The sequence below is a fragment of the Jannaschia faecimaris genome, from assembly GCF_900107415.1.
GTDB classification, from domain to species: Bacteria; Pseudomonadota; Alphaproteobacteria; order Rhodobacterales; family Rhodobacteraceae; genus Jannaschia; species Jannaschia faecimaris.
This window is the reverse complement of record NZ_FNPX01000029.1, coordinates 1-20,008: the sequence shown is the minus strand read 5'-3', so window position 1 is coordinate 20,008 and position 20,008 is coordinate 1. Positions and strand designations below refer to the sequence as shown.

20 protein-coding genes are annotated in these 20,008 nt (G+C 56.2%); 12 read left to right on the top strand and 8 right to left on the bottom strand.

What is annotated here, in order from left to right:
- A partial coding sequence (locus BLV27_RS18105) for an IS5 family transposase (RefSeq protein ID WP_139176753.1) occupies positions 1–517 on the bottom strand: 517 nt, incomplete at its 3' end.
- 745 nt (positions 518–1,262) lie between these two features.
- Between BLV27_RS18105 and BLV27_RS18100 the strand changes: the two genes are divergently transcribed.
- The 4 genes from BLV27_RS18100 (at position 1,263) to proB (ending at position 7,345) form a co-directional block, all read left to right on the top strand.
- The gene (locus BLV27_RS18100; protein ID WP_092647896.1) at positions 1,263–2,072 is read left to right on the top strand and encodes a glycosyltransferase family 2 protein; all 810 of its coding nucleotides are present in this window, start codon (positions 1,263–1,265) and stop codon (positions 2,070–2,072) included.
- Positions 2,073–2,169: 97 nt separating this feature from the next.
- Positions 2,170–3,399, top strand: a complete 1,230-nt coding sequence (locus tag BLV27_RS18095) for a glycosyltransferase family 4 protein (RefSeq protein WP_092647895.1) — start codon at positions 2,170–2,172, stop codon at positions 3,397–3,399.
- Positions 3,396–4,871 (top strand): oligosaccharide flippase family protein, encoded by a 1,476-nt coding sequence (locus tag BLV27_RS18090; RefSeq protein ID WP_092647894.1) that lies wholly within the window; start codon positions 3,396–3,398, stop codon positions 4,869–4,871. The genes BLV27_RS18095 and BLV27_RS18090 overlap by 4 nt, the downstream gene beginning before the upstream one ends.
- 1,313 nt (positions 4,872–6,184) lie before the next feature.
- A complete protein-coding gene (gene proB, locus BLV27_RS18085) occupies positions 6,185–7,345 on the top strand; it encodes a glutamate 5-kinase (protein ID WP_092647893.1) in 1,161 nt (386 codons plus the stop codon).
- An 804-nt stretch (positions 7,346–8,149) separates the two neighbouring features.
- On the opposite strand, the gene BLV27_RS20260 is transcribed toward proB, so the two are convergent.
- The 6 genes from BLV27_RS20260 to BLV27_RS18050 all read right to left on the bottom strand — a co-directional run bounded on the left by BLV27_RS20260 (position 8,150) and on the right by BLV27_RS18050 (position 13,476).
- Positions 8,150–8,368, bottom strand: coding sequence for a helix-turn-helix domain-containing protein (locus BLV27_RS20260; RefSeq protein WP_425283670.1), 219 nt, complete (start codon positions 8,366–8,368; stop codon positions 8,150–8,152).
- 59 nt (positions 8,369–8,427) lie between these two features.
- A complete protein-coding gene (locus BLV27_RS20255) occupies positions 8,428–8,799 on the bottom strand; it encodes an AraC family transcriptional regulator ligand-binding domain-containing protein (RefSeq protein ID WP_425283669.1) in 372 nt (123 codons plus the stop codon).
- 144 nt (positions 8,800–8,943) lie between these two features.
- Positions 8,944–9,156 carry a hypothetical protein gene (locus tag BLV27_RS18065; RefSeq protein ID WP_092647889.1) on the bottom strand — a complete coding sequence of 71 codons (213 nt, stop codon included), beginning with the start codon at positions 9,154–9,156 and terminating at the stop codon, positions 8,944–8,946.
- A 278-nt stretch (positions 9,157–9,434) separates the two neighbouring features.
- Entirely contained in the window at positions 9,435–12,083 is a 2,649-nt protein-coding gene (locus BLV27_RS18060) for a cation-translocating P-type ATPase (RefSeq protein WP_280140329.1), read from the bottom strand.
- Between the two features lie 618 nt (positions 12,084–12,701).
- Positions 12,702–12,989 carry a sll1863 family stress response protein gene (locus BLV27_RS18055; RefSeq protein WP_092647887.1) on the bottom strand — a complete coding sequence of 96 codons (288 nt, stop codon included), beginning with the start codon at positions 12,987–12,989 and terminating at the stop codon, positions 12,702–12,704.
- Positions 12,990–13,044: 55 nt separating this feature from the next.
- A complete protein-coding gene (locus BLV27_RS18050; RefSeq protein WP_170831519.1) occupies positions 13,045–13,476 on the bottom strand; it encodes a phasin family protein in 432 nt (143 codons plus the stop codon).
- 315 nt (positions 13,477–13,791) lie between these two features.
- Between BLV27_RS18050 and BLV27_RS18045 the strand changes: the two genes are divergently transcribed.
- On the top strand, positions 13,792–14,541 hold the full coding sequence (locus tag BLV27_RS18045; protein WP_092647885.1) for a Crp/Fnr family transcriptional regulator: 750 nt from the start codon (positions 13,792–13,794) through the stop codon (positions 14,539–14,541).
- Between the two features lie 45 nt (positions 14,542–14,586).
- Here BLV27_RS18045 and BLV27_RS18040 read toward each other — a convergent pair whose 3' ends face one another.
- A complete protein-coding gene (locus BLV27_RS18040) occupies positions 14,587–14,901 on the bottom strand; it encodes a CBS domain-containing protein (protein ID WP_280140328.1) in 315 nt (104 codons plus the stop codon).
- Positions 14,902–15,616: 715 nt separating this feature from the next.
- Between BLV27_RS18040 and BLV27_RS18035 the strand changes: the two genes are divergently transcribed.
- The 7 genes from BLV27_RS18035 to BLV27_RS19920 all read left to right on the top strand — a co-directional run bounded on the left by BLV27_RS18035 (position 15,617) and on the right by BLV27_RS19920 (position 19,882).
- Positions 15,617–16,771: a F0F1 ATP synthase subunit beta gene (locus BLV27_RS18035; protein ID WP_280140327.1), complete on the top strand. Its 1,155-nt coding sequence runs from the start codon at positions 15,617–15,619 to the stop codon at positions 16,769–16,771.
- Positions 16,674–17,018 (top strand): ATP synthase beta subunit C-terminal domain-containing protein, encoded by a 345-nt coding sequence (locus tag BLV27_RS20075; RefSeq protein WP_425283668.1) that lies wholly within the window; start codon positions 16,674–16,676, stop codon positions 17,016–17,018. Before BLV27_RS18035 ends, BLV27_RS20075 begins: the two co-directional genes overlap by 98 nt.
- Complete coding sequence (locus tag BLV27_RS18030) at positions 17,008–17,403, top strand: F0F1 ATP synthase subunit epsilon (protein ID WP_211605543.1); 396 nt, start codon at positions 17,008–17,010, stop codon at positions 17,401–17,403. Before BLV27_RS20075 ends, BLV27_RS18030 begins: the two co-directional genes overlap by 11 nt.
- The gene (locus tag BLV27_RS18025; protein ID WP_092647882.1) at positions 17,400–17,687 is read left to right on the top strand and encodes an AtpZ/AtpI family protein; all 288 of its coding nucleotides are present in this window, start codon (positions 17,400–17,402) and stop codon (positions 17,685–17,687) included. Before BLV27_RS18030 ends, BLV27_RS18025 begins: the two co-directional genes overlap by 4 nt.
- A complete protein-coding gene (locus BLV27_RS18020) occupies positions 17,680–18,909 on the top strand; it encodes a cation:proton antiporter (RefSeq protein WP_092647881.1) in 1,230 nt (409 codons plus the stop codon). Before BLV27_RS18025 ends, BLV27_RS18020 begins: the two co-directional genes overlap by 8 nt.
- 283 nt (positions 18,910–19,192) lie before the next feature.
- Positions 19,193–19,426, top strand: a complete 234-nt coding sequence (locus BLV27_RS19925; RefSeq protein WP_244504749.1) for a FoF1 ATP synthase subunit a — start codon at positions 19,193–19,195, stop codon at positions 19,424–19,426.
- Between the two features lie 24 nt (positions 19,427–19,450).
- Positions 19,451–19,882, top strand: coding sequence for a F0F1 ATP synthase subunit A (locus tag BLV27_RS19920; RefSeq protein WP_244504748.1), 432 nt, complete (start codon positions 19,451–19,453; stop codon positions 19,880–19,882).
- Positions 19,883–20,008: the final 126 nt, after the last annotated feature.

Genomic DNA, 20,008 nt, shown 5'->3' with positions numbered 1-20,008 from the left:
CATCACCGATGTTGCTACCGGTGACTTCCACGGCTCGCACTTCCATCGTTTCCTCGTCGATCCCAATGTGTATCTTGCGCCATATCCGGCGCTTTAAGCCCCCATGCTTACGGGCATTCCATTCACCTTCACCCTCAGCTTTGATGCCGGTACTGTCAATCAGCAGGTTGATCGGACCCTTTCCGCCACGATACGGCAGGCCAACGTTCAGCGTTTGCTGGCGACGGCATAACGTGCTGAAATCAGGCACTGCCCAATCCAGCCCGGCCAGCCGCAAGAGACTTTCGACAAACCCGGTCGTCTGCCGAAGCGGCATGCCGAACAGCACCTTCAATGTCAGGCAGGTCTGTATCGCGGCATCACTGAATTGCTGTTGGCGACCGCGTTTGCCGCTCGGATTCGATGTCCACATCATTTCGGGATCGAACCAGATCGCCAACGATCCGCGTCGCTTCAGCGCGTCATTGTAGGTCGACCAGTTCGTGGTCTTGTACTTTGTAGGGGCCCAACTGCTCATGCCTTCCGGCTACCACGCTGGATTCACGAGATGAATCCCCAACAGCCTTTGTGCAACAAAGCCTCGCATACACCTTCGGCTGTAAAATGAACGTTGAATAGACGATCGGACATAGATGGTTCCCTACAACTTTGGCTATGCAAACATTTGCACCAAGGCTGGTTTTTTGAAACAGCCCCCACAAGCTTCAAAAATCCATTTTGGATATACCGTTTCTCATGATGACCATTTTAAGGTTCGCAGCTTCACCAATGCGAAATTGGCCTCAAGGTAATCCAAACGGCAGCGGACAGGATCAGGGCCTCTTGAGCGAACATCTCGACAAGAAGTTACACCTCCCATCCCGAAGAAGCGATTAGGCTGGTTTCCGACCTCGGCGCGCTCCAGAACTCGTGGTATTTTCTGTCAGAGCGGTGACGCGGGGGCCCCTGCTGCCATGGCCGCAGGCGCGCCTAAATTTTCATAGTATCTATAAATAGTACAACAATATTCTCGTTGAGCAGCACCGCGATCATAGCTCAAAGGTGAACAATCGTAGCACCTACTTGGGACTGCTTCCGATTCTCCCTTCATAAACGGGCCAACCGCTACGACCTATGCCCACACTCACCCCCTCATCGGGGGGCAGATACGTCAAATGGGGGGATTGTTGAGCACGTGAAGCACCAATATTTTCTGCAACACGAGCATCTCGCATGGAGCTTGGTGACCACACACTAGTTTTTGGAAGAATTGGGGTTCTACCATGCGCATTGCAGTCGTGACACCGTACTACAAAGAAACGAACGAGGTGCTTCAGAGGTGCCACGACAGCGTTTTGCAACAAACCATCGATTGCGATCATTTCCTTGTATCCGACGGTTTCCCCAACACTTTGGCCAAAGAGTGGGCAGTGAAGCATTTCGAACTCTCGGATGCACATGGTCACGGCGGCAACACGCCGCGCGTCATCGGAGCGATTAGCGCGTTTAATCAGGGTTATGATGCTGTTGCATTCTTGGATGCCGACAACTGGTTCAAGCCGGATCACCTGGAGAAAATGGTCGATCTACACTGTCGCACCGACGCTGCCGTATGCACGACTGGTCGATCCATGCATCGTGCTGACAGCAGCTATATGTTTGACGATGATAAAAACGATGGGCGGACACATGTGGATACCAGCTGCCTCTTCCTGACTCGCTCGGCAAAACATGTCGTCGCAAAATGGGCACTCCTGCCACCGGACCTAGGTGGTATCTGCGACACTATTTACTGGAGTTCGATACTGAGCGCTGGGCTTACCCATGCCCACCTTAATACTCCGACCGTCTGTTTTTACACAAGCTACGAGGCCGACTATCGTCGGCTTGGTGAGCCTCTGCCGGATGACGTCAAAATGCTTGCGGCAACAGATGCGCCATTTTCATGGTTTAAATCTCTTCCAATCGACGATCGCTGGCGGATGAGATCGGAATTAGGTTGGCCATCAAACTTTCGGAGTGTTTCGGCCCTGAGATTGTCTTATGTCCTTTCACGATTGAAGTCTCTATCTTCTCTCCGAGTATTTCGGTGAGGACTGTGCTTTATCCAAATCAACTACAGCCTGACGGGGACAGGCCCACAAGATTTGGGGTCGATTTGATGAGCATACTGACTTTTCGAGCTGAACAATGAAGGTATTAGTTTACGCACATAGATTGCAAATTGGCGGAACACAGGTCAACTCGATCGAGCTAGCCGCCCACATGCAGGATCATTTCGGCTACGAAATTGTGTTTTGCGCACAACCGGGCCCGATGGAAGAACTCGTCGAAGCAAAGGGGTTGAAATACACCCCCGCACCAGACGCCACTGTGCATCCGTCAATCGGACGGATGAAGACTCTTCGGGAGATTGCACACGATCAATCACCAGATTTAATTCATGCGTGGGATTGGTGGCAAGGACTTGATGCGTATCTGGCATTGTATTTGCCATCGCGCGTACCATTGATAATTACCGATATGATGATGGAAGTTACCAAAGTTCTGCCCAAAAGACTCACCACTACATTCGGGACACCACTGGTGACACAAGCTGCAAGAGATTCCGGATGGAATGATGCAACTCTACTGCTCCCTCCAGTTGATGTCGAAATTAATTCGCCTACTGCCGTAGATTCCTCCTTATTCAGAGAGAAGTATGTCGATCCCGATGCCCTTACGGTAGTAACCGTTGCCAGGTTATCAGCCTCAATGAAATTGGATGGGTTGGTTCGCTCCATATATTCTGTCGAGAAACTTGACGGGAATGTCAAATTACAATTAATTATTGTTGGCGACGGCACCGAGCGGCGTAAATTAGAGGAATTGGCGCGCCAGACCAATGAGCGATTGCAGCGCGACGCAGTTGTCCTTGCTGGTTCCATTGTCGACCCACGACCGGCCTATGCCGCGGCTGACATCGTTATCGGAATGGGAGGATCGGCCCTAAGGGGAATGGCGTTCGGAAAGCCGGTCATTGTCGTTGGGGAGCGAGGGTTTGCGAAAACGTTCCTACCTGAAAATGCGGACGCTTTTCTTTATACTGGAATGTATGGGGTTGGCCAAGGTAGTACATCTGACTGCAAGATCACTGCTGCGCTCTCCGCGCTTACAGAAGAAGACTTTGACAGAGAAGCCCTTGGCGTTTTCAGCCGCAAGTTTGTCGTTCAAAACCATTCCCTTGATGCAGTAGGTTCCGTCTTAAATGACGTTTACCAATCAGCGTGGGCAAGGAGGCTCAACCGCGCGGGCACTGCATTAGATACAGCCCGCACCACGTATCTCTATTTTAGAGAGCGTCGCTTCCGCTGGCCATCCCGGGATCCCCTGAAAACTTTAAAATCAACCGAAGCCCCTCAATCAGTGGGGTCACCATGAGCAAGGTTCGGCGTGGCGTGGTTGCCCTGGTGGCAGAAAAGTATACGTGCCAATTGATTGCCGTAATCACTCTTGCAGCGATGTCCCGAATTCTTACGCCCGCTGAAACCGGTATTTACCTGATCGCCAATACCGTGATTATGCTGTCCGAAAATCTGCGCATGTTTGGTGTGGGAATTTTTATCGTACAAGAGCATGATCTAAAGAATGAAATCGTGCGCTCAGTATTTACCATTAATCTACTTATGTCACTGACGATCGCCTTGGGTATATACCTTTCATCGGGGGCGATATCATCATATTTCGCAGAACCTGAGCTGGTACACTTGCTATCGGTGGCGGTAATAGCATTCGTCATCGCCCCCTTTGGTGGATCGATCCTTTCGCTAATGCAGCGCGATCTGCTATTTTCCAATCTTGCCGTCTTGAACGTAATTTGCGCGATCATCACCGCGATCGTAACGATCTCACTTGGAGTATTGGGTTTCGGACCGGTCAGCTATGTCTGGGGTTTCGTCGCATCAAGCGTAGCACTTGTTGCCGGAGCCATTTATTTTCGGCCGGAATTCTGGCTATTCCGTCCATCTCTATTTGAATCACGCCGTATTCTAAAATTCGGTGTGATATCTTCATCTGTAACTGTACTGAATATGGCTTACGACATGTTGCCGAGGCTCGCCTTGGGGCGGATCCTTGGGGTCGATGCCGTGGGGTTGTACGCTCGTGCGGTCACCGTTTGCCAACTCCCAGATCGTGCTCTCGTATCGGCACTGCAACCGATAGTTCTCCCGGCCATGGCCGCGCAGACCCGTGCGGGTGGGAATCTCAAGCACAGTTACCTGCGTGGCCACGCCCTTATGTCGGCGATACAGTGGCCGACGTTGATAATGCTTGCGTTGCTTGCCGATCCAGTTGTTGGAATTTTGCTGGGCGCGCAATGGGGGGAAACTGCGCCGCTCGTTCGTGTAATTGCACTCTCGACGATGGCCTTGGCTCCCGCTTTCATGACCTTTCCGCTACTTGTCAGCCTTGGCCGGATACGAGATACGCTTTGGTCAAGTCTCATCTGCCTACCGCCATCAATGCTGATTGTTATTGTCTCCGCGAACATCAGTTTGAGTGCGGTAGCATACAGCCTCCTTATAATTGCACCAATGCAGATGTACGTCGCATTAATCTTTGTACGCCGGGCAATCGATTTGTCATGGAGTGATCTGTTCGTCGCTTCGAGAAGAAGTGTCTTTCTTTCTCTCGGGACAGCTGCAGTTCCTCTAGCTTTAATACTTGTGTCCTCGAATGGGTTCGATTTGTCTTTCGGCGAAACCCTCATCGCAATTTTAGGAGGAGCTATCGGTTGGTTTTTGATGGTTATATTTACAGATCATCCGATCAAGGGAGAGGTTCTTGCTGTTCTGGAAATGATGGCTCAGACACGGTGGTGCAGAAATTTTCGCGCTAAGCTAAATTTTTGACCGGAGATTTCTTTAGATCGCCCGCTTGGCAACGAGATTGGTTGGAAAGGCGAGGTCCCTGAAGTCAATTCTGAGATTCACGTGGCTGGGTCTATTTCTTTCTTTTAGAGCACCGTCCCAAGCCACTTAACCAGTGGCCAACACATCATCATCCACAGTCATTTTCATCGCCTTGCCCAGACGGTGTTGCCGTCACCCGAGCTTATTGCGCCGAACCGATGTGTAACTTATGACGGCTACAGATCGATGCAAGCGCGCCCGGTCCATGCTTATCATTCGGCATTTGGCCGGGTCAGGCACTCGCAACTTCAAGTTGGACACGTGGGCGGCGGTTTCTAACGCCGCTTGAGTTTGACCGGCAGTTTTCCGATATTTGCACGCCGACATCTGGATTTAGGGGAATAATGCTCGAGACCGTTCGATGTATCACCAGACTACTTTGATGTGCTGTGCCGTGGAGAATCGGATAACTATTTGTTGATCCTCAATTCAATTTTTACTGAAAGGCACGTATAATTTATTAGTTTCCACCTAGTATACGATTGGATTTCCTGCCTGAGCTTAAGCCGCCAGCGGGCTATCGGTCTTTGACCCCAGTGCAATGACTTTTGACCTGCAACTACGCGGTGCCAACCTAGATGCCGCGGATGTGCGCATCCTAGCGGATGCACTGCACAGTGGGACTGGAACTTCCAAGCCTGTCCTCAGGTCTTTCAGTGCGAGCTACAATTCGGATCTGACCGACGCGGCGCGGTAGCGCTTGCCAGGGCGTTTCCGACCACAATGGCCGAATTGGGTCTTGTAGGTTGTTCAATTGGTGACGTGGGAGGCCTAGCGATCCTAGCTTGGGCCTGGACTGCCGTTGATCCGCACATGATCTGCGTCGGGGCGAATGACTTCTCGGCCAAAACGACATCAGGGCTCACCCAGTGCAGCCAAGAACACCGCCCCCTGTTGATCGTGGTTTGAACGTCGCCGGGAATTTTTCCGTCATGGCCTGCCCTGCCCGGTCGACACCTTGTTTGACGTTCTGGTGCATGACCGCCTGCGTCAAATCGACCATTTTATGGGGCCGCTCGTCATTCTTGGGCGAAGCGCATAGGCAACACTTTTCACGTGAAGACGACGCTCGCACGGGCCCATTCCGACAGTTGGTCTACTGATCCTTCGCTGAGGTACCTGTTTGCATTCACGTGTCGGTTGCATGTTATAGCATCCCGAACGGTTCAGATGAGTAGAGTTTCAGGCGGGCATCCAATCATGGAAGCCCCTCCTTTATCGATCTGAATCATAATGATACCGGGAAAAATCGAATGTCGAAGAGAAAGAAGATCGTCGTCAAGATCGGATCAAGCTTGCTGGCAAACAGTGACAAGCTGACCCTGCGTTATGCCTTCATGAATGGTTTGATGAGCGATTTGGCGCAGCTGCAAAGAGAGGGTTACGACATCATCCTGACCTCCTCCGGGTCGGTCGCCCTGGGACTGAATATGGTAGGCAAGCGCCCCGAGGATGCCGGCATACTGGACAAGCAGGCCGCCGCAGCCTGTGGTCAGCCCTTGCTCATGAATGCCTACCGGCAGGTCGCCTCTGAACATGGCATGGGCGTTGCCCAGATGCTCGTCACCGTTGGGGATATGGAGGAACGGCGGCGCTTCCTGAACATCAAGAACACCATGTTACGGCTGTTCGAGAACGATATTTTGCCGATCATCAATGAGAATGACTCCGTTGCGACACATGATTTGCGTGTGGGGGACAATGATCGCTTGTCAGCCAAGGTCGCACAGATGGTGCAAGCTGACCTGCTGGTCATCCTGACAAGTGTCGAAGGGCTTTACGACCGCGACCCTTCAGATCCCGACGCCAAATTCATTTCGGAAATCGAAGATGTATCGGAACACCTTGAGTCGACCACTGGGATCAGCGCTCTGGGCAGTGGTGGCATGTTAACCAAAATGCAGGCCGCCAACATGGCGCAGAACGCAGGCGTCGAGACCATCATCGCCGAGGGTATCATCGAACGCCCATTGTCCTCGGTGCTCAAGAACGAACGGCGCTACACACGCTGCCTTGTTACGGGTGAGACCGCTTCGCCGTTGAAGGTCTGGCTCAGCAACAGACTGCAAGTCGCCGGCACCCTCGTTATCCCCAATGCCGTGGCGGCTGCCGTGGCTGAGGGACGCTGCGGGATCAGCCGCAGCGATATCTTCTCGATCCAAGGCGATTTCACAAAGGGTGACGTGCTGCATGTCTATGACGAGGGTGGAACAGAAATCGCCCGGGGTCTGACTAACTTTTCCTCCGAAGAAACAATGTTGATGGCCCGCAACCTCGACACCCCGGTCGAGAACGTCATCGGGTACAAAACCAGGAGCGATGTAATTGCGGTCGAGAACATCTTGGTCTTGAGGGAAAACCACCTTCCTCTTGACGCGCCCGAGCATGATCCGAAATTCGTCACACCTGTCTAAGCGAGTGTAGTCGTCTGGCCGGGCCTGCCTTATGGTCCCGGCCCGGCTTCCAACACTGCACGCAGCTTCAATCATAGGTGGGTGCTATCATCATTGATTTGACCTAAGCGAAGTGCCAACCGGGCTAACAAGCAGGATAGCTCATGGCGGGGCGCGGAAATGGAGCTTGAGAGTCCGGTCGAGCTTGCGCTCCAAAACCCTCGATATCTTCTCGATAAAGATCGAGGCAAGCGCAGCGCAGCTCGGTGGAGTGCGGTGGAGTGATCAAACATTCGATCCAAACGGAGTCTCGGTACACGCTTCAATCTCGAGATGTTTCGCGGCGCGTCCATCGAAGTTTCAATCGTTAGTGATGCGGGCTGTTGGAAGAGAAGCCGCACCGCCCGAATGGGGTTCTCGGGCCGTGCGGCGGGCGTGCGCATGCGGCGGTGGAAACGGGTTCTGCGCCGTCGAACCAAACGCACACCTCATGCTCCCCTGCCCCGCACCCCTGCGGAAGATCAGCTTCTGAATCAGTCGCTGTGGCCGAGATGTCCTACCAGGGTCACGCGATACCCCTGCGCAGGTACCCACGTGGTTTCGTCGTCCCAATCGAACGGGATTAGCGCGTTGCGGGTGCCGGGGCGGACGGAAAAACCCTTTTTCGATAGGGTACTGGCGGTACGTCGGCCAGTCTTTCCGTTGGCACCCATGACAAGGATAGGTTGCGGCAACATTTCAGGACTCCTCCAGTTATGCGTACTGCAGAAGCGATGCCTTGATATGTGCTGCGGGGTATTGACCGAACAAGCCAAGCAGCCCGTTTCAGGCCTTGGCATGCCGTTCCCGGAACGCTGCCGGCGATTCATCGGCCCATCGCTTGAAGGCGCGGGTGAAGGAACTCTGTTCGGAAAATCCGGTCAGGAATGCGATCTCGGCAAAGGCGTGGTCACTTTGCACCAGAAGACCCTCCGCCAGGCGGCGGCGCGCCTTTTCAAAAACCAGCTGGAAGGACACGCCCTCGTCGGCAAGCCGCCGGTGCATGGTTCGCTCGCCCATTCCCATTTCACGCGCCACTTCCGCGGCGCGTGGTGGGCCTTCGCTCAGGCGACCCGAAACGCGCCGCAGCAGCACCTGATCGAACGACGTCGCCTGCGCCGCGGTTTCAAGTTCTTTTGCAAGGTGCGGCTCAAGGAACCGCGAAATCGCCCGGTCTCCCAAACGATTGGTGCGCTCCAATACATCGTGAGAGAGCAGGACCCCGTCCATCCGAGATTCAAAACCACGAGGCAGCCGAAGTAGGCCTCGTGCGCAGTGAGCGTGTCAGGTGCCGCGTGTCCAAAATGCACTTCGAGTGGCGCGACCGGCCCTGAAGCGACCTCGCGCATGATCGACACTGCGCTTACGAGCGAAGCCTCGTTCGACAGTCGCAGACCCAATCGGCGCGCACCATCGCGATGCAGCAGAAAGTACACATCGCTTGCATGGTCGCACACCTCGAACTCGGCCACGGACGTCAGAAGACGTGCTTAACGCTCCGCACGTTCCAATGCCCCCCTGAGCGTCGGTGCCGTCTTCCACGCCAGACCGAAGGCCCCGTAGTCGTCAACCCGCATGGACTATCCAACCCGCACAGGAAAGCCGGTTGCATCGTCAAGCGCGTGCGCGATCGTCTCAAGCAAGCGGTAATAGTCCTCATCCGGAACCATGCGGGCCACGCCGGGCATCTCATCCGGGGAAAGGCACACGATGGACAGGAGTGCCGCGCGGTCGAGGTCATCCCCGTCGGCATCGATGACCTTGCCCGCGTAAAGCGCTGTGATGGCTCCCATCAGAACCCCACCCCCGAGTTTCTTGCCTCATCTCCGCAATGTTTCCGGTACTTTCGACCGAAGTATCGATTTAACGCCCTTGCATGAATGAACATGGAACCGCCAGGCAAGTCCAATGTGCCCTCGTGTGGAGATCGCCGTGGCCGAAGACTTTCAGTGAGATTCCGTCGGTCGCGCAAGGTTAGACGAGTGCCGATCGGCACCGAGACGACTCCCACGGGGGCAATTGATGCCAGATCGTCGCGCATCTGGTCGACCGAGCCTTTCTTTGCGACCGGTCATGCACCGCCAGTCTGCCTCCTGCCCCCTCGGTCTGAAGGCTCTGCCAGCGAAATCCATGCCTGTCCAAGGGGCAAAGGTAAGAGGCTCGCGCCCCCAGCAAGCAAAAGCCCGGCCCCACCTGGGCTCGGCAGACCCAGGAGATCGGCCAGCTGCGGAATCCAAAGCGCAAGACCGATCAGCCCCAAACAGAATGCGATTGCCCCCCAGACGTATCCGTTCCGCGTGACCTCATTACGCAACATTCCAGAATCGGGGTCCCTCACGTTGAACACGTTCCAAAGCTGCGCCAGTGCAAGCGTCAGAAAGGCCACCGTAACAGCTTGGCCGGTTTCGAGACCAAGCCAGAAGAGCGCGCAGGCGAACGCGCCGAGCGTGGCAATGGTGATGAAAGCTCCGAGAACACCAATCAGGACCCAACGCCGGCGATTGATGATGGCTTCTGCAGGGTTGCGCGGTGGTTTTGTCATCACGTTTTCATCGCCTTTCCCAAGCCCGAGCGCGAAGGCGGGAAAAATATCCGTGACAAGGTTCAGAAACAGTATTTGCAGCGGCAGAAGCGGCGTGGGCAGCCCCGCCCCAACCGCCAAGCCTACGACCAGAACTTCACTGACATTGCACGACATGAGGTACAGAACGAACTTACGAATGTTGTCGAAGATCACCCGACCCTGTCGCATGGCCGCAATGATGGTCGCGAAGGCGTCATCTTGCAAAACCATATCGGCCGCTTCCTGTGCGACCTGTGTACCACGTTGGCCCATCGCGATGCCAATATCGGCCTTCTTCAACGCGGGCGCATCATTCACGCCATCACCGGTCATGGCGACGATATGGCCCGCCGCCTGGAACAAGGACACAAGGGTGAGTTTCGCCTCGGGCGACACGCGCGCGAAAACGTCCGCCTTCAGGATGCGCACTCGGTCATCGTCACTGATGGTTTCCGGATCAAGCTCGGCAATTTCACCACTTTCGACAACCGTCATTTCACCGTCGCCCAGGCCGGCCTTCCGGGCGATGGTCTTGGCTGTGTCTGCATGATCTCCCGTCAGCATCACGACACGCACCCCCGCCGCAAGGCAGGCCTTCATGGCCTCGGGGACGTCTTCACGCACGGGGTCGAGCAGACCGACCAAACCGACAAGTGTCAGGTCCTCATATGGCTCCGCATCCTTTGACGCATCCTCCTTCACCGCAAGGGCCAGCAGGCGCAGCCCGTCCCGCGCCGCTTCGGCGTTGCGATCGATCCACTGCTGACGCGCGTCGCGGGTCATGTCCTGCGGCCCCTCCGGCCCCATAACGTGTGTGCAGACGTCGATCACCATCTCGGGTGCGCCCTTGACCGCAAAGAGATGCCCGCTGTTGGCACCATGCACAGTCGCCATCATCTTGATGTCTGCATCGAAGGCGTATTGTTTGATTTCCGGGTTGTCTCTGACAGTGTCTTGTCGCGACGTTCCCATGGCATCCGCAACCGACAGCAGGGCGATTTCCATTGGGTCGCCTGTCTGGCCCTCGTCAAAGCCATCCCCAAGCTCTGCGTTGTTGCAAAGCGCCCCGATCCGGAGCGCCCATCCCATCGGGCTGTTGGGCTCCGACCATTGGGCTTCATCCCGCGCCTCAACCTCCACATCCCCATTGGCCAGAAGATACCGGACGACCGTCATACGGTTTTCAGTCAGCGTGCCAGTCTTGTCTGTCAGGATCACGGTTGTCGCCCCCAGCGTCTCGACAGAAGACAACCGAGTGATCAGCGCGTTGCGCCGGCTCATCCGCCACATGCCGCGCGCAAGGCTGAGCGTGGCGACAACCGGCAGCCCTTCCGGGACCGCAGCCACGGCAAGCGCGACACCGGTTTGCACCATGATGGCCACGTCATGCCCGCGCAGGATGCCTGCACCGATGGTCAGCACCGCAAGCGTCAACGTCAACCAGACGAGGCGGTGGCCCAGCCTGTCAAGGCGTCGCTCCAGCGGGGCGACCTCCCCTTCCGCGCTTTGTGCAAGGTCACTGATACGGCCAAGTTCCGTGTTGATGCCGGTTGCGGTCACGATGCCCTCACCGGCACCTTGCGTGATCGCGGTCCCCTTAAACGCCATGCTGAAACGGTCGCCAAGGATGGCATCCCTGTTCACGGGTTCGATGCGTTTTGCCACCGGCGCGGATTCGCCCGTCAGGACGGACTCGTCCGCTTGCAGGTTCGACGCTTCGCTGAGCCGCAGATCCGCAGTGACCATATCGCCCGCTTCAAGGACCACGAGATCGCCGGGAACCAGTTCATGCGCATCAACAATGCAGACTTGGCCGCCACGCCGCACCCGCGTGCGAACCTCGGCAATGCGCATCAACGCTTCCATGGAGCGTGCAGCCTTGAGTTCGGTGAAAAACCCAATCGCGGAATTGAGGATCAGCACAAAGGCGATGGCGACCCCTTCGGCAAAGTCGCCAAGCACGAAGGACATCAGAGCTGCCGCGGCAAGAAGCCAGACGATGATGCTGCTCAACTGATGCAACAAAATCGTTAGCGCGCCTTTCTTCTTTTGACGGCGCAGGCGGTTCGGCCCGTAAACCTCCAGCCGCTTCCTTACGTCTTTCTTGTCCAGCCCCGCCTTTGGATCGGTGCCCATTCCTTTCGCAAACTCATCCACAGAGATACAAAAAGCTTCATCAGCCGGGGCCTTGGGCACAGTTCATCTCCAATGTGCGGGTGCGGCAAGCGGCACCGCGCGACCGCATCCTCCCTGAGTGCGGACGTCACAGCCTTGATGCGGATCAAGCAACAATGATCGAGTGAAACATCCGAAAGGAACAAATACCACGCCCCGTTTCAGGGTCAGCAAAACGATCGTCCGCCTGTGGAGTCGGATGGCGATGCAAGCCCTTCGACCAGTTCGCCGCGTGCTGCATCGGCGCAAGCGGTCAGCCCGCCCCGCCCAACCGGCGACGGCGAGCACGCTCTTCTCGCGAAGCGGCGACGTTCAGTCTGGCGTTCAAGCGAACACACCGGACCATTTTTCTGGGCGGACCTTCAACACGTTGACCTCGGCACCGTTACAAGAAAATGCCGCCTTCACAGCGTTCGGCGTTCTATCACATACCTGAACCGAGTAGTGCGAGATTGGTGTCTTATAGCGTCGGCCCGCATATCACCGATCGTGTGGCACCCGCCCGACAGGGTCAAAGCCAAGCCTTTGCGCTCCGGGCACAACAGTCAGAACGAAACTGGCGAGGGCTGGTATTCTTGACGCCAATTGAACACGTTCAGACTAACTGAATCGATCTGCGGCGCGACGGACAGCCTTGCCCAGATCAGCCCAAGCTTTCTCAAAACCGACCTTGAGGTCGTCCCAAGCCTTCTCTTGGGTCTTTCCAAGCTCGCCCAGCATTTTCTCCGCTTCTTTTTGCCGACTGCGGAGTTCATCGACTTCCTTTTGATACTTCGCCCTCGTATCGGCGCTGGCCTGTTTTGCCGTGGCCTGAAGCTTGTCAATTTCAGCCCGCCATTGGTCCAGCTGCTCCTGAAGCTTCTCGGCATATGCGTTCTTGTTATCCATCGGTCCATCTCCCTTACCGGCTTCCACAGTTGCATTGCTTTTGGTCCTGCAATGATCAGACTGGTGTTGAGTGCTTCGTGTTTGTGCTGGCTGCCACCTGTTTGGCGGTCCTTTTTAGTCCGTCCACCTCGGCTTCGACTTCCGCACGCGTGACATGCCCCGCGCAGCGAGAACACAGTTCGACCCATTCTCGGAAATCTTCGACAAGGCGCTCCATGGAATGCTGCTGCCAGTCGGACATCGTCTTCAATGCGTCTGTGGGGTCTGATCCACCGCTCATTGCATCTTTGGAAGCCTTAAGGGCCGTTTCCGTTGCAGTATGTCGCCGCTCGAACCAATGTTTGGTGAACGCTTCGGCCTCCCGCAACATCTTCTCCTGCATTTGCCAATACTGGTCGATCTGGGGCCGAAGCATCGGGTTGAGCGTGACCGCCGCCTGCGTTTGTTTCATCAGTTCAGTAAGAGCTGAGTCGTCTGCCTTGGCCATGTCGGCCCTCCATTCACTGGTGTGCTTACTCTGCACACTTGATGAAAGCATCTTCGGCTTGGCGCATTAACATCGGTCAATCAGCAAACCGGCTAACCTCTGCGATCCGGAACGCTTCTCGGGTACAAACCAGCGACGTCGACATGGCTTATTGAGCCTTTCGAGTGGGAACGCCCAAACCCTCGACCTCTGCCGCGCGAACAGGTTGCCGCAGTCAACGGTGCTTTCGATTGACACGGGTCAATCTGGTTAAGTCTTCACATGATAACCGAAAGCTAGAACACGGGCATACGCGCCCTTCACAGAAGGGCCTTCATGAACATCGCCAGCCATCTAACTGCAAATGCCGACGTGATGAATGGGCCAACATGGCACCTGCCGGATACGAGCGGCAGCGCGGCACTTGAACGAACACTGAAAACGCACCGGCGCGGCCATCGCGCGGGCTCGATGATCGAGCTTGAGGGCGGAAAGTCCAACGTGACCTATTGCGTGCTGTCGGGGTGGCTTTCGCTGTCCAAATCGATGCCGGACGGGCAGCGGCAGATCATCGACTTCGCCCTGCCGGGTGATATTCTGAATCCGACATCGGCAGATAACGCATCAAGCACATTACAGATCGAAGCGGTGACTTACACAACCGTCTCAGCGATCCCCCGCAACATCTGGGGTTCGCTTACCGACGGCTTGCCACAACTTTCCTTGTTGGAAAACCGTATTATCGCCGGAACGTTTTCACGGTTCTCAGAGCGGATGCTGAGGTTGGGCAAAGGGAGTGCCGAGGCCCGAATTGCTTATGCATTGATCGAGCTTTACATCCGCCTGAGTGCAATTGGCCAGGTGCACGGCGACAGCTTTCATCTGCCTTTGACCCAGCAAACATTGGGCGAGTTCGTCGGCTTGTCATCGGTACACGTATGCCGAATGGTGCGCCGCTTGTCGCGGCTGGGCGTAATATCAATGGAAGGTCACATGGCCATCACGATCCTTGACATGGGCACCTTGGCCAACATCGCGGGCATCGATCCAGGCAGGCTGGAGAACTCGATCATTCCACGCCTCTGACTTCATCGCCAATCACATGCCCCGAACGCAACTCCGTCAACGCTTTTAGACGATCTCGCCAAGCGCCTGCCCAGCAAGCTCTTCGGATGCATTCTCGGCGATATCGCCTATGGATAGAACACCAAGCACCTTCCCAGATCGGTCCAGCACCACTAGTCGCCGAACTTGATGATCCCCCATGATGGCTAATGCCTCGACCGGCTTCTGATCCGCGAAGCAAATCACCGGATCAACCGACATCACCCGAGAGACAGGCGAGGTACCGATCACATCCGTTTGTGTCAGCACGTGCAGAACCAAGTCCCGATCAGTCACAATACCCACAAGGCCGGCTTTCGAAATGATGGGCACCGCCCCAATATCTTTTCTTCATAGCGATAGCTACATCTTGTACAGACATATCCGAGGAAGCGCTTATCGCAGGGGCAGTCATTAAATGGCGGATTTGCATCGTGATGCAGTCATTTATCGTCACCGTTCGTCGGACCTTTCAGGTCGCCCTCGAACATGGCTGCAATAATCTGCATCCAATGATGAGGCATTTTTCAACGGCATTCTGCGCGAGCCTGAAGAATTCCTATCGAACCCGGGCCCGCCTGCCAGCGCATTAACATCGGTCAATGTTGGCCTGAAGGCCGTCGAAAATACCCTAAGCACCTTCAGATACCCCAAAATATTACGCTTTCAACGAAAGCGAAGGCAGCAATCTCCCGCCTCGGCTCTCTCGTAGACCGGATCTGTGAACCTGATAGGGATCAAAGCGGCTAGATCGGTTAAATAATACGTCACAATATCAGTCACTAAGAAACCATTCCATCATGGCTTGGGGCGGGTTCATGCTCGCGCTCGAACGGGGGCGTAGCCAAGCCCTTGATCTCGCGCCACATCGCGTTCAACGGATTGATCCCTTCAGGCCAGTCGCGCACGTCTCGACGCCAACAGGCCCGCTAGCGGGCCGTATCTGCAGGTGACGACCGGATTCAGCATATCTGCGGGCAAGCTGCTTAACTTTGGTCAATGTCAGAAAAGATTGTCTTGTTAACCTCGACCATGACAACCGCGACGTAGGATCAGCATGGCATCTACCGACCAGAATCTAGAACATATCGTTGCAATTGAGGTCGGGATCGCGGACGTGCGCTTCGAAGATAAGGTGCCGCTAATTACGACGCGTCTTGTCACTCTTACCGACCCAGAGATTTCAATCGAGGTGGCAAGCCTCCCTAGGTTTGACATCGCGCGGGGTCTGGTACTGAATCCATCGCCTAACCTGCTGTTGGGGCTTGCGGTGCGCGATACAGGGCGTCCCATGGATGTACCAGTCGGTGAGGCCGTTCTGGGTCGGATGTTCAACTGCTTTGGCGACACGACAGATGACAAAGAGCCATTGGGCGATGTTGAGCGCCGACCGATACTCCATGATCCGGTCCCTCTGTCGAAGCGACGTGTAGAACAAGCGATCTTTGAGACGGGGATCAAGGCAATTGATCTGCTCAGCCCGTTGGAGCGGGGCGGCAAGGCCGGGCTTTTCGGCGGTGCTGGCGTCGGCAAGACGGTTTTGATCACCGAAATGATCCACAACATGGTTGCCGAATATGACGGCGTCAGCCTGTTCTGCGGGATCGGCGAGCGATGTCGCGAGGCCGAGGAACTCTATCGCGAGATGGGTAAGGCGGGCGTTCTGGAAAACACAGTGATGGTTTTCGGACAGATGAATGAAAGCCCCGGCGTCAGGTTTCACGTGGGGCACGCCGCGTTGACGATGGCCGAGTACTTCCGCGATGATATGCAACGCAACGTGCTGGTGTTGATCGATAACATCTTCCGCTTCGTACAGGCGGGATCCGAGGTTTCAGGACTATTGGGCCGGATTCCCAGCCGTATGGGGTATCAGCCTACGCTCGGCACCGAACTGGCCGGCCTCGAGGAACGCATCTGCTCCACCGAGCAGGGCGCGATGACGTCGATCCAGACGGTTTACGTACCGGCAGACGATTTCACCGACCCTGCCGCAACGCACAAATTCTCGCACCTATCGGCTTCCATTGTGCTCTCTCGCAAGAAAGCCTCCGAAGGGCTGTATCCGGCAATTGATCCCCTGCAATCGTTCTCGAAGATGCTGCCCCCCCGGGATGGTCAGCGCGCAGCATTACCGAGTGGCCCGCAATGTGCGCAACACTTTGGCCGAATACGAGAGCCTCAAGGACATCATAGCCATGCTGGGCCTTGAGGAGTTGTCCGAAAGAGACCGCGCGACCGTTCGACAGGCGCGCCGGCTTGACCGTTTTCTGACGCAGCCGTTCTTCTCGACCGAGGCAATGACCGGCAGCGCCAGTCGGTTCGTCTCGCTCAAGCAGACGCTTGATGGCTGCGAGCGTATTCTGACGGGCGAGTTCAAAGAGCGTGATGAAAGCGATTTCTACATGATTGGAGCCGTCGATGACCTCTGTGCGACAGGAGATGAAGATGCAGCTTAGGGTGATCACCCCGACCGCAGTCTGTTTTGACCAGAAGGTGAACCGCCTCGTGGCCGAAGCGCCGGACGGGTTCTTCGGGATACTGCCGAACCACATCGATTTCGTGACGCAGTTGATGCCCGGAGTTCTGATTTATGAGCCGGAAGACGACGGCGCAGATCATTTTCTCGCGATCAACTCAGGCACGCTGGTAAAATGCGGCGATGACGTGCGGGGCGCGGTCCGTGGCGCGATCGAGGGAGATGACCTGAACCGCCTCCGAGAGCGAGTGGATACCGAATTCCGCTGGCAGGACGAAGACGAACGCGACGCCCGCTCGGCCCTCACTCGACTTGAGGCAACCATGGTCCGCCGGTTCCGCGATCTGGAAATGGCCGGCCGATGACTGACGAGAAACCGAATGAGGCCAAGATCATCTCGCGCAAGGCCGAACGCATGACCGAGGCCCGAAAGCATCGCAGGCAAAGCGCATGGTACGGTCTGGGCATGTTTGGCCTTGTCGGTTGGGCTGTAGCCGTACCGGGAGTTGCGGGCGTCGCTCTGAGGGCCTGGATTGATAGGCGCTGGCCGGGCGAGACCTCGTGGACGCTGGTTCTGCTTCTGGCGGGCGTGGCACTGGGCTGCCTGAACGCTTGGTACTGGGTGCAGCGAGAGGGGCGTGATGACTGAAGGAGGCGAAAACTACGGAACAATGATGTTGATGCTGGGCACAGTTGCAGTCCTTTCCGTACCGTTGCGGTCGGCTCTGCGTCGGCTTTCACTTCCCGGAATGGTGGCATTCATAGCCTTTGGATCGCTGATCTCGATTGTCAGTTCCACCACAACACTCCTGCCATTCGAACTCACGCGGCAAGTCGAGATACTGGCCCAGATCGGCATCGTCACGCTGTTGTTCCGTGTTGGAATGGAAAGCGACCTCGATGCATTGGTCGGCCAGTTGCGACGCGCGACGATTATCTGGATCCCGAATATGGCCGTGCCCGCGGCACTGACTTTCCTGCTGATCTGGCTTTGGCCCGGACTCGGCCTCGTACCGGCGGCGCTGACTGCGATTGCCGCAAGTGCAACAAGCATCGGGGCATCGACTGCGGCTTGGGAACAGGTCAGGGCTATCAACAAGCAGGACGCAGCACTCGTGCTGGACGTTGCCGAGTTGGACGATTTCACCGCCGTCATTCTTCTGGGCGTTGCCTTCGCAATTCTTCCGCAACTGGATGAGGGCACAAGTGAAGGCCTTGTAGGGCACGCAAGCCGTTTCATCGGCCTGCAAGGTCTGAAAATATTGGCCTTCTGCGCAGTCTGTTACGTCTTTTCGCGGTTTGCCGAGCGCCGGCTGTCGCGGATTTTCGCAAATCTCGATAAGAACCTTGGCCCGTTCGTCTTCGCGACGGGAACGGTCTTCCTGATCGCGGCACTTGCGGACGCGTTGGGGTTTTCGATGGCGATCGGTGCCCTCTTTGCCGGTCTCGCTTTCAGCCGTGACCCAGAAGAAAAGCGTATTGACGAAGCCTTCGGATACGTCCTTGCGATCTTTGGTCCGTTCTTCTTCGTTTCAATCGGCCTCTCTGTCGAGATCGAAGGGGTTGCGGCGTCACTGCTACTCGCGCTCGCATTGTTTGCGGTGCTTGTCGCCGGAAAGCTTATTGGCGCGGGAATACCCGCCGCACTCCTGGCCGGGAGGCAGACCGGCCTGTTTCTGGGCACGAGCATGATACCACGGGCGGAAATCTATCTGATCGTCATGCTAGGAGGACTCCATCTGGGCGACTGGGCGGTGCCGCAGACGCTCTACAACGCGGCCGTGCTTGCAAGTGTCGGCACGTGCCTTGTCGGGCCGATCTGGGTGGGTAAGTTGCTGCCGGCCCTCCCATCCGAGGAACAAGGCAAATGATGAGCGACCTGGCCGTGATCCTTGCGTCAATATTGATCGGAGCCGCCCTAGGCACCCTATACCTCGGTCTTCTCTGAATATCGGTGCGTATGCTTCCCTTGCACCGGGGCGTGCTAATCTTTGCTGCATTGGGCCTGGTGCGCGCAATGCTGTTGATCGCCGTCCTTGCAGCCGCGCTCCTGCTTCAAGTTTCGCCGATGGCGATAGCGGCAGTGGTTGCGGGGTTTATCTTCGCCCGGCTGCTCCTGACTCGCGCAGCCGATCCGGGCGTCGGAGCAATTATATGGAGATAAGCCCCGACACTCGGATCTTGTACGACTGGAACGGCTGGCAGTTGAATGCGACCATCGCGTTCAACTGGACGATAATGGCGCTTATGACTTTCGGCTCCTGGGCTATCACCGCCCGGCTCAGTCAGGGCGAAACCGTCTCCCGCTGGCAGATTTTGCTCGAGGTGATCGTCACCACGATCCGCGATCAAATCGATGAGGTTGGTGCGGAGGATTCCAGCCGCTAGCTGCCCTTCATAGGCACGTTGTTCTTGTTTATCGCCACCGCCAACAACCTCAGCGTCGTGCCCTGGTACCAATCGCCTACCGGCTCTCTCTCGACCACTGCCGCGCTCGCCATTTGCGTTCTGATTGCGGTTCCGCTCTTTTCGATTTCCCGGCGCGCGATTGGTGCCTATCTCAAGACCTATATCCAGCCCAGCCCGTTCATGCTGCCATTCAACATTATCAGCGAGATGTCCCGCACTGTCTCTTTGGCCCTGCGGCTTTACGGAAATGTCATGAGCGGAGCGGTGATCGCCGGCATCCTGATCAGTGTGCCCCCCCTTCTTTTTCCCGGTTCTCATGCAGCTTCTGGGCCTGCTTACAGGTGTCATCCAAGCTTACATCTTCGCCATCCTGGCAATGGTCTACATCGCTTCCGCCAGTCGCTCGGACCGCGCTCCCGCGACAAACGGCAGTGATCAGAACGAACAAGGAGACTAGAAATGGACCCCGCAACAATGTGTCTGACGTCAGCGCCAATGGGACAGTTTAGGTCGATTTGATAAGGGAGGGTTTCTGGCTCATCGTAACCACCGAGGAGTGGA

Excerpts from the sequence above, each read along its gene's own strand:
- BLV27_RS18100 (WP_092647896.1), top strand. The coding sequence starts at position 1,263 with ATGCGCATTGCAGTCGTGACACCGTACTACAAAGAAACGAACGAGGTG.
- BLV27_RS18095 (WP_092647895.1), top strand. The coding sequence starts at position 2,170 with ATGAAGGTATTAGTTTACGCACATAGATTGCAAATTGGCGGAACACAG.
- BLV27_RS18090 (WP_092647894.1), top strand. The coding sequence starts at position 3,396 with ATGAGCAAGGTTCGGCGTGGCGTGGTTGCCCTGGTGGCAGAAAAGTAT.
- proB (WP_092647893.1), top strand. The coding sequence starts at position 6,185 with ATGTCGAAGAGAAAGAAGATCGTCGTCAAGATCGGATCAAGCTTGCTG.
- BLV27_RS20260 (WP_425283670.1), bottom strand. The coding sequence starts at position 8,368 with ATGCACCGGCGGCTTGCCGACGAGGGCGTGTCCTTCCAGCTGGTTTTT.
- BLV27_RS18065 (WP_092647889.1), bottom strand. The coding sequence starts at position 9,156 with ATGGGAGCCATCACAGCGCTTTACGCGGGCAAGGTCATCGATGCCGAC.
- BLV27_RS18055 (WP_092647887.1), bottom strand. The coding sequence starts at position 12,989 with ATGGATAACAAGAACGCATATGCCGAGAAGCTTCAGGAGCAGCTGGAC.
- BLV27_RS18050 (WP_170831519.1), bottom strand. The coding sequence starts at position 13,476 with ATGGCCAAGGCAGACGACTCAGCTCTTACTGAACTGATGAAACAAACG.
- BLV27_RS18045 (WP_092647885.1), top strand. The coding sequence starts at position 13,792 with ATGAACATCGCCAGCCATCTAACTGCAAATGCCGACGTGATGAATGGG.
- BLV27_RS18035 (WP_280140327.1), top strand. The coding sequence starts at position 15,617 with ATGGCATCTACCGACCAGAATCTAGAACATATCGTTGCAATTGAGGTC.
- BLV27_RS20075 (WP_425283668.1), top strand. The coding sequence starts at position 16,674 with ATGGTCAGCGCGCAGCATTACCGAGTGGCCCGCAATGTGCGCAACACT.
- BLV27_RS18030 (WP_211605543.1), top strand. The coding sequence starts at position 17,008 with ATGCAGCTTAGGGTGATCACCCCGACCGCAGTCTGTTTTGACCAGAAG.
- BLV27_RS18025 (WP_092647882.1), top strand. The coding sequence starts at position 17,400 with ATGACTGACGAGAAACCGAATGAGGCCAAGATCATCTCGCGCAAGGCC.
- BLV27_RS18020 (WP_092647881.1), top strand. The coding sequence starts at position 17,680 with ATGACTGAAGGAGGCGAAAACTACGGAACAATGATGTTGATGCTGGGC.
- BLV27_RS19925 (WP_244504749.1), top strand. The coding sequence starts at position 19,193 with ATGGAGATAAGCCCCGACACTCGGATCTTGTACGACTGGAACGGCTGG.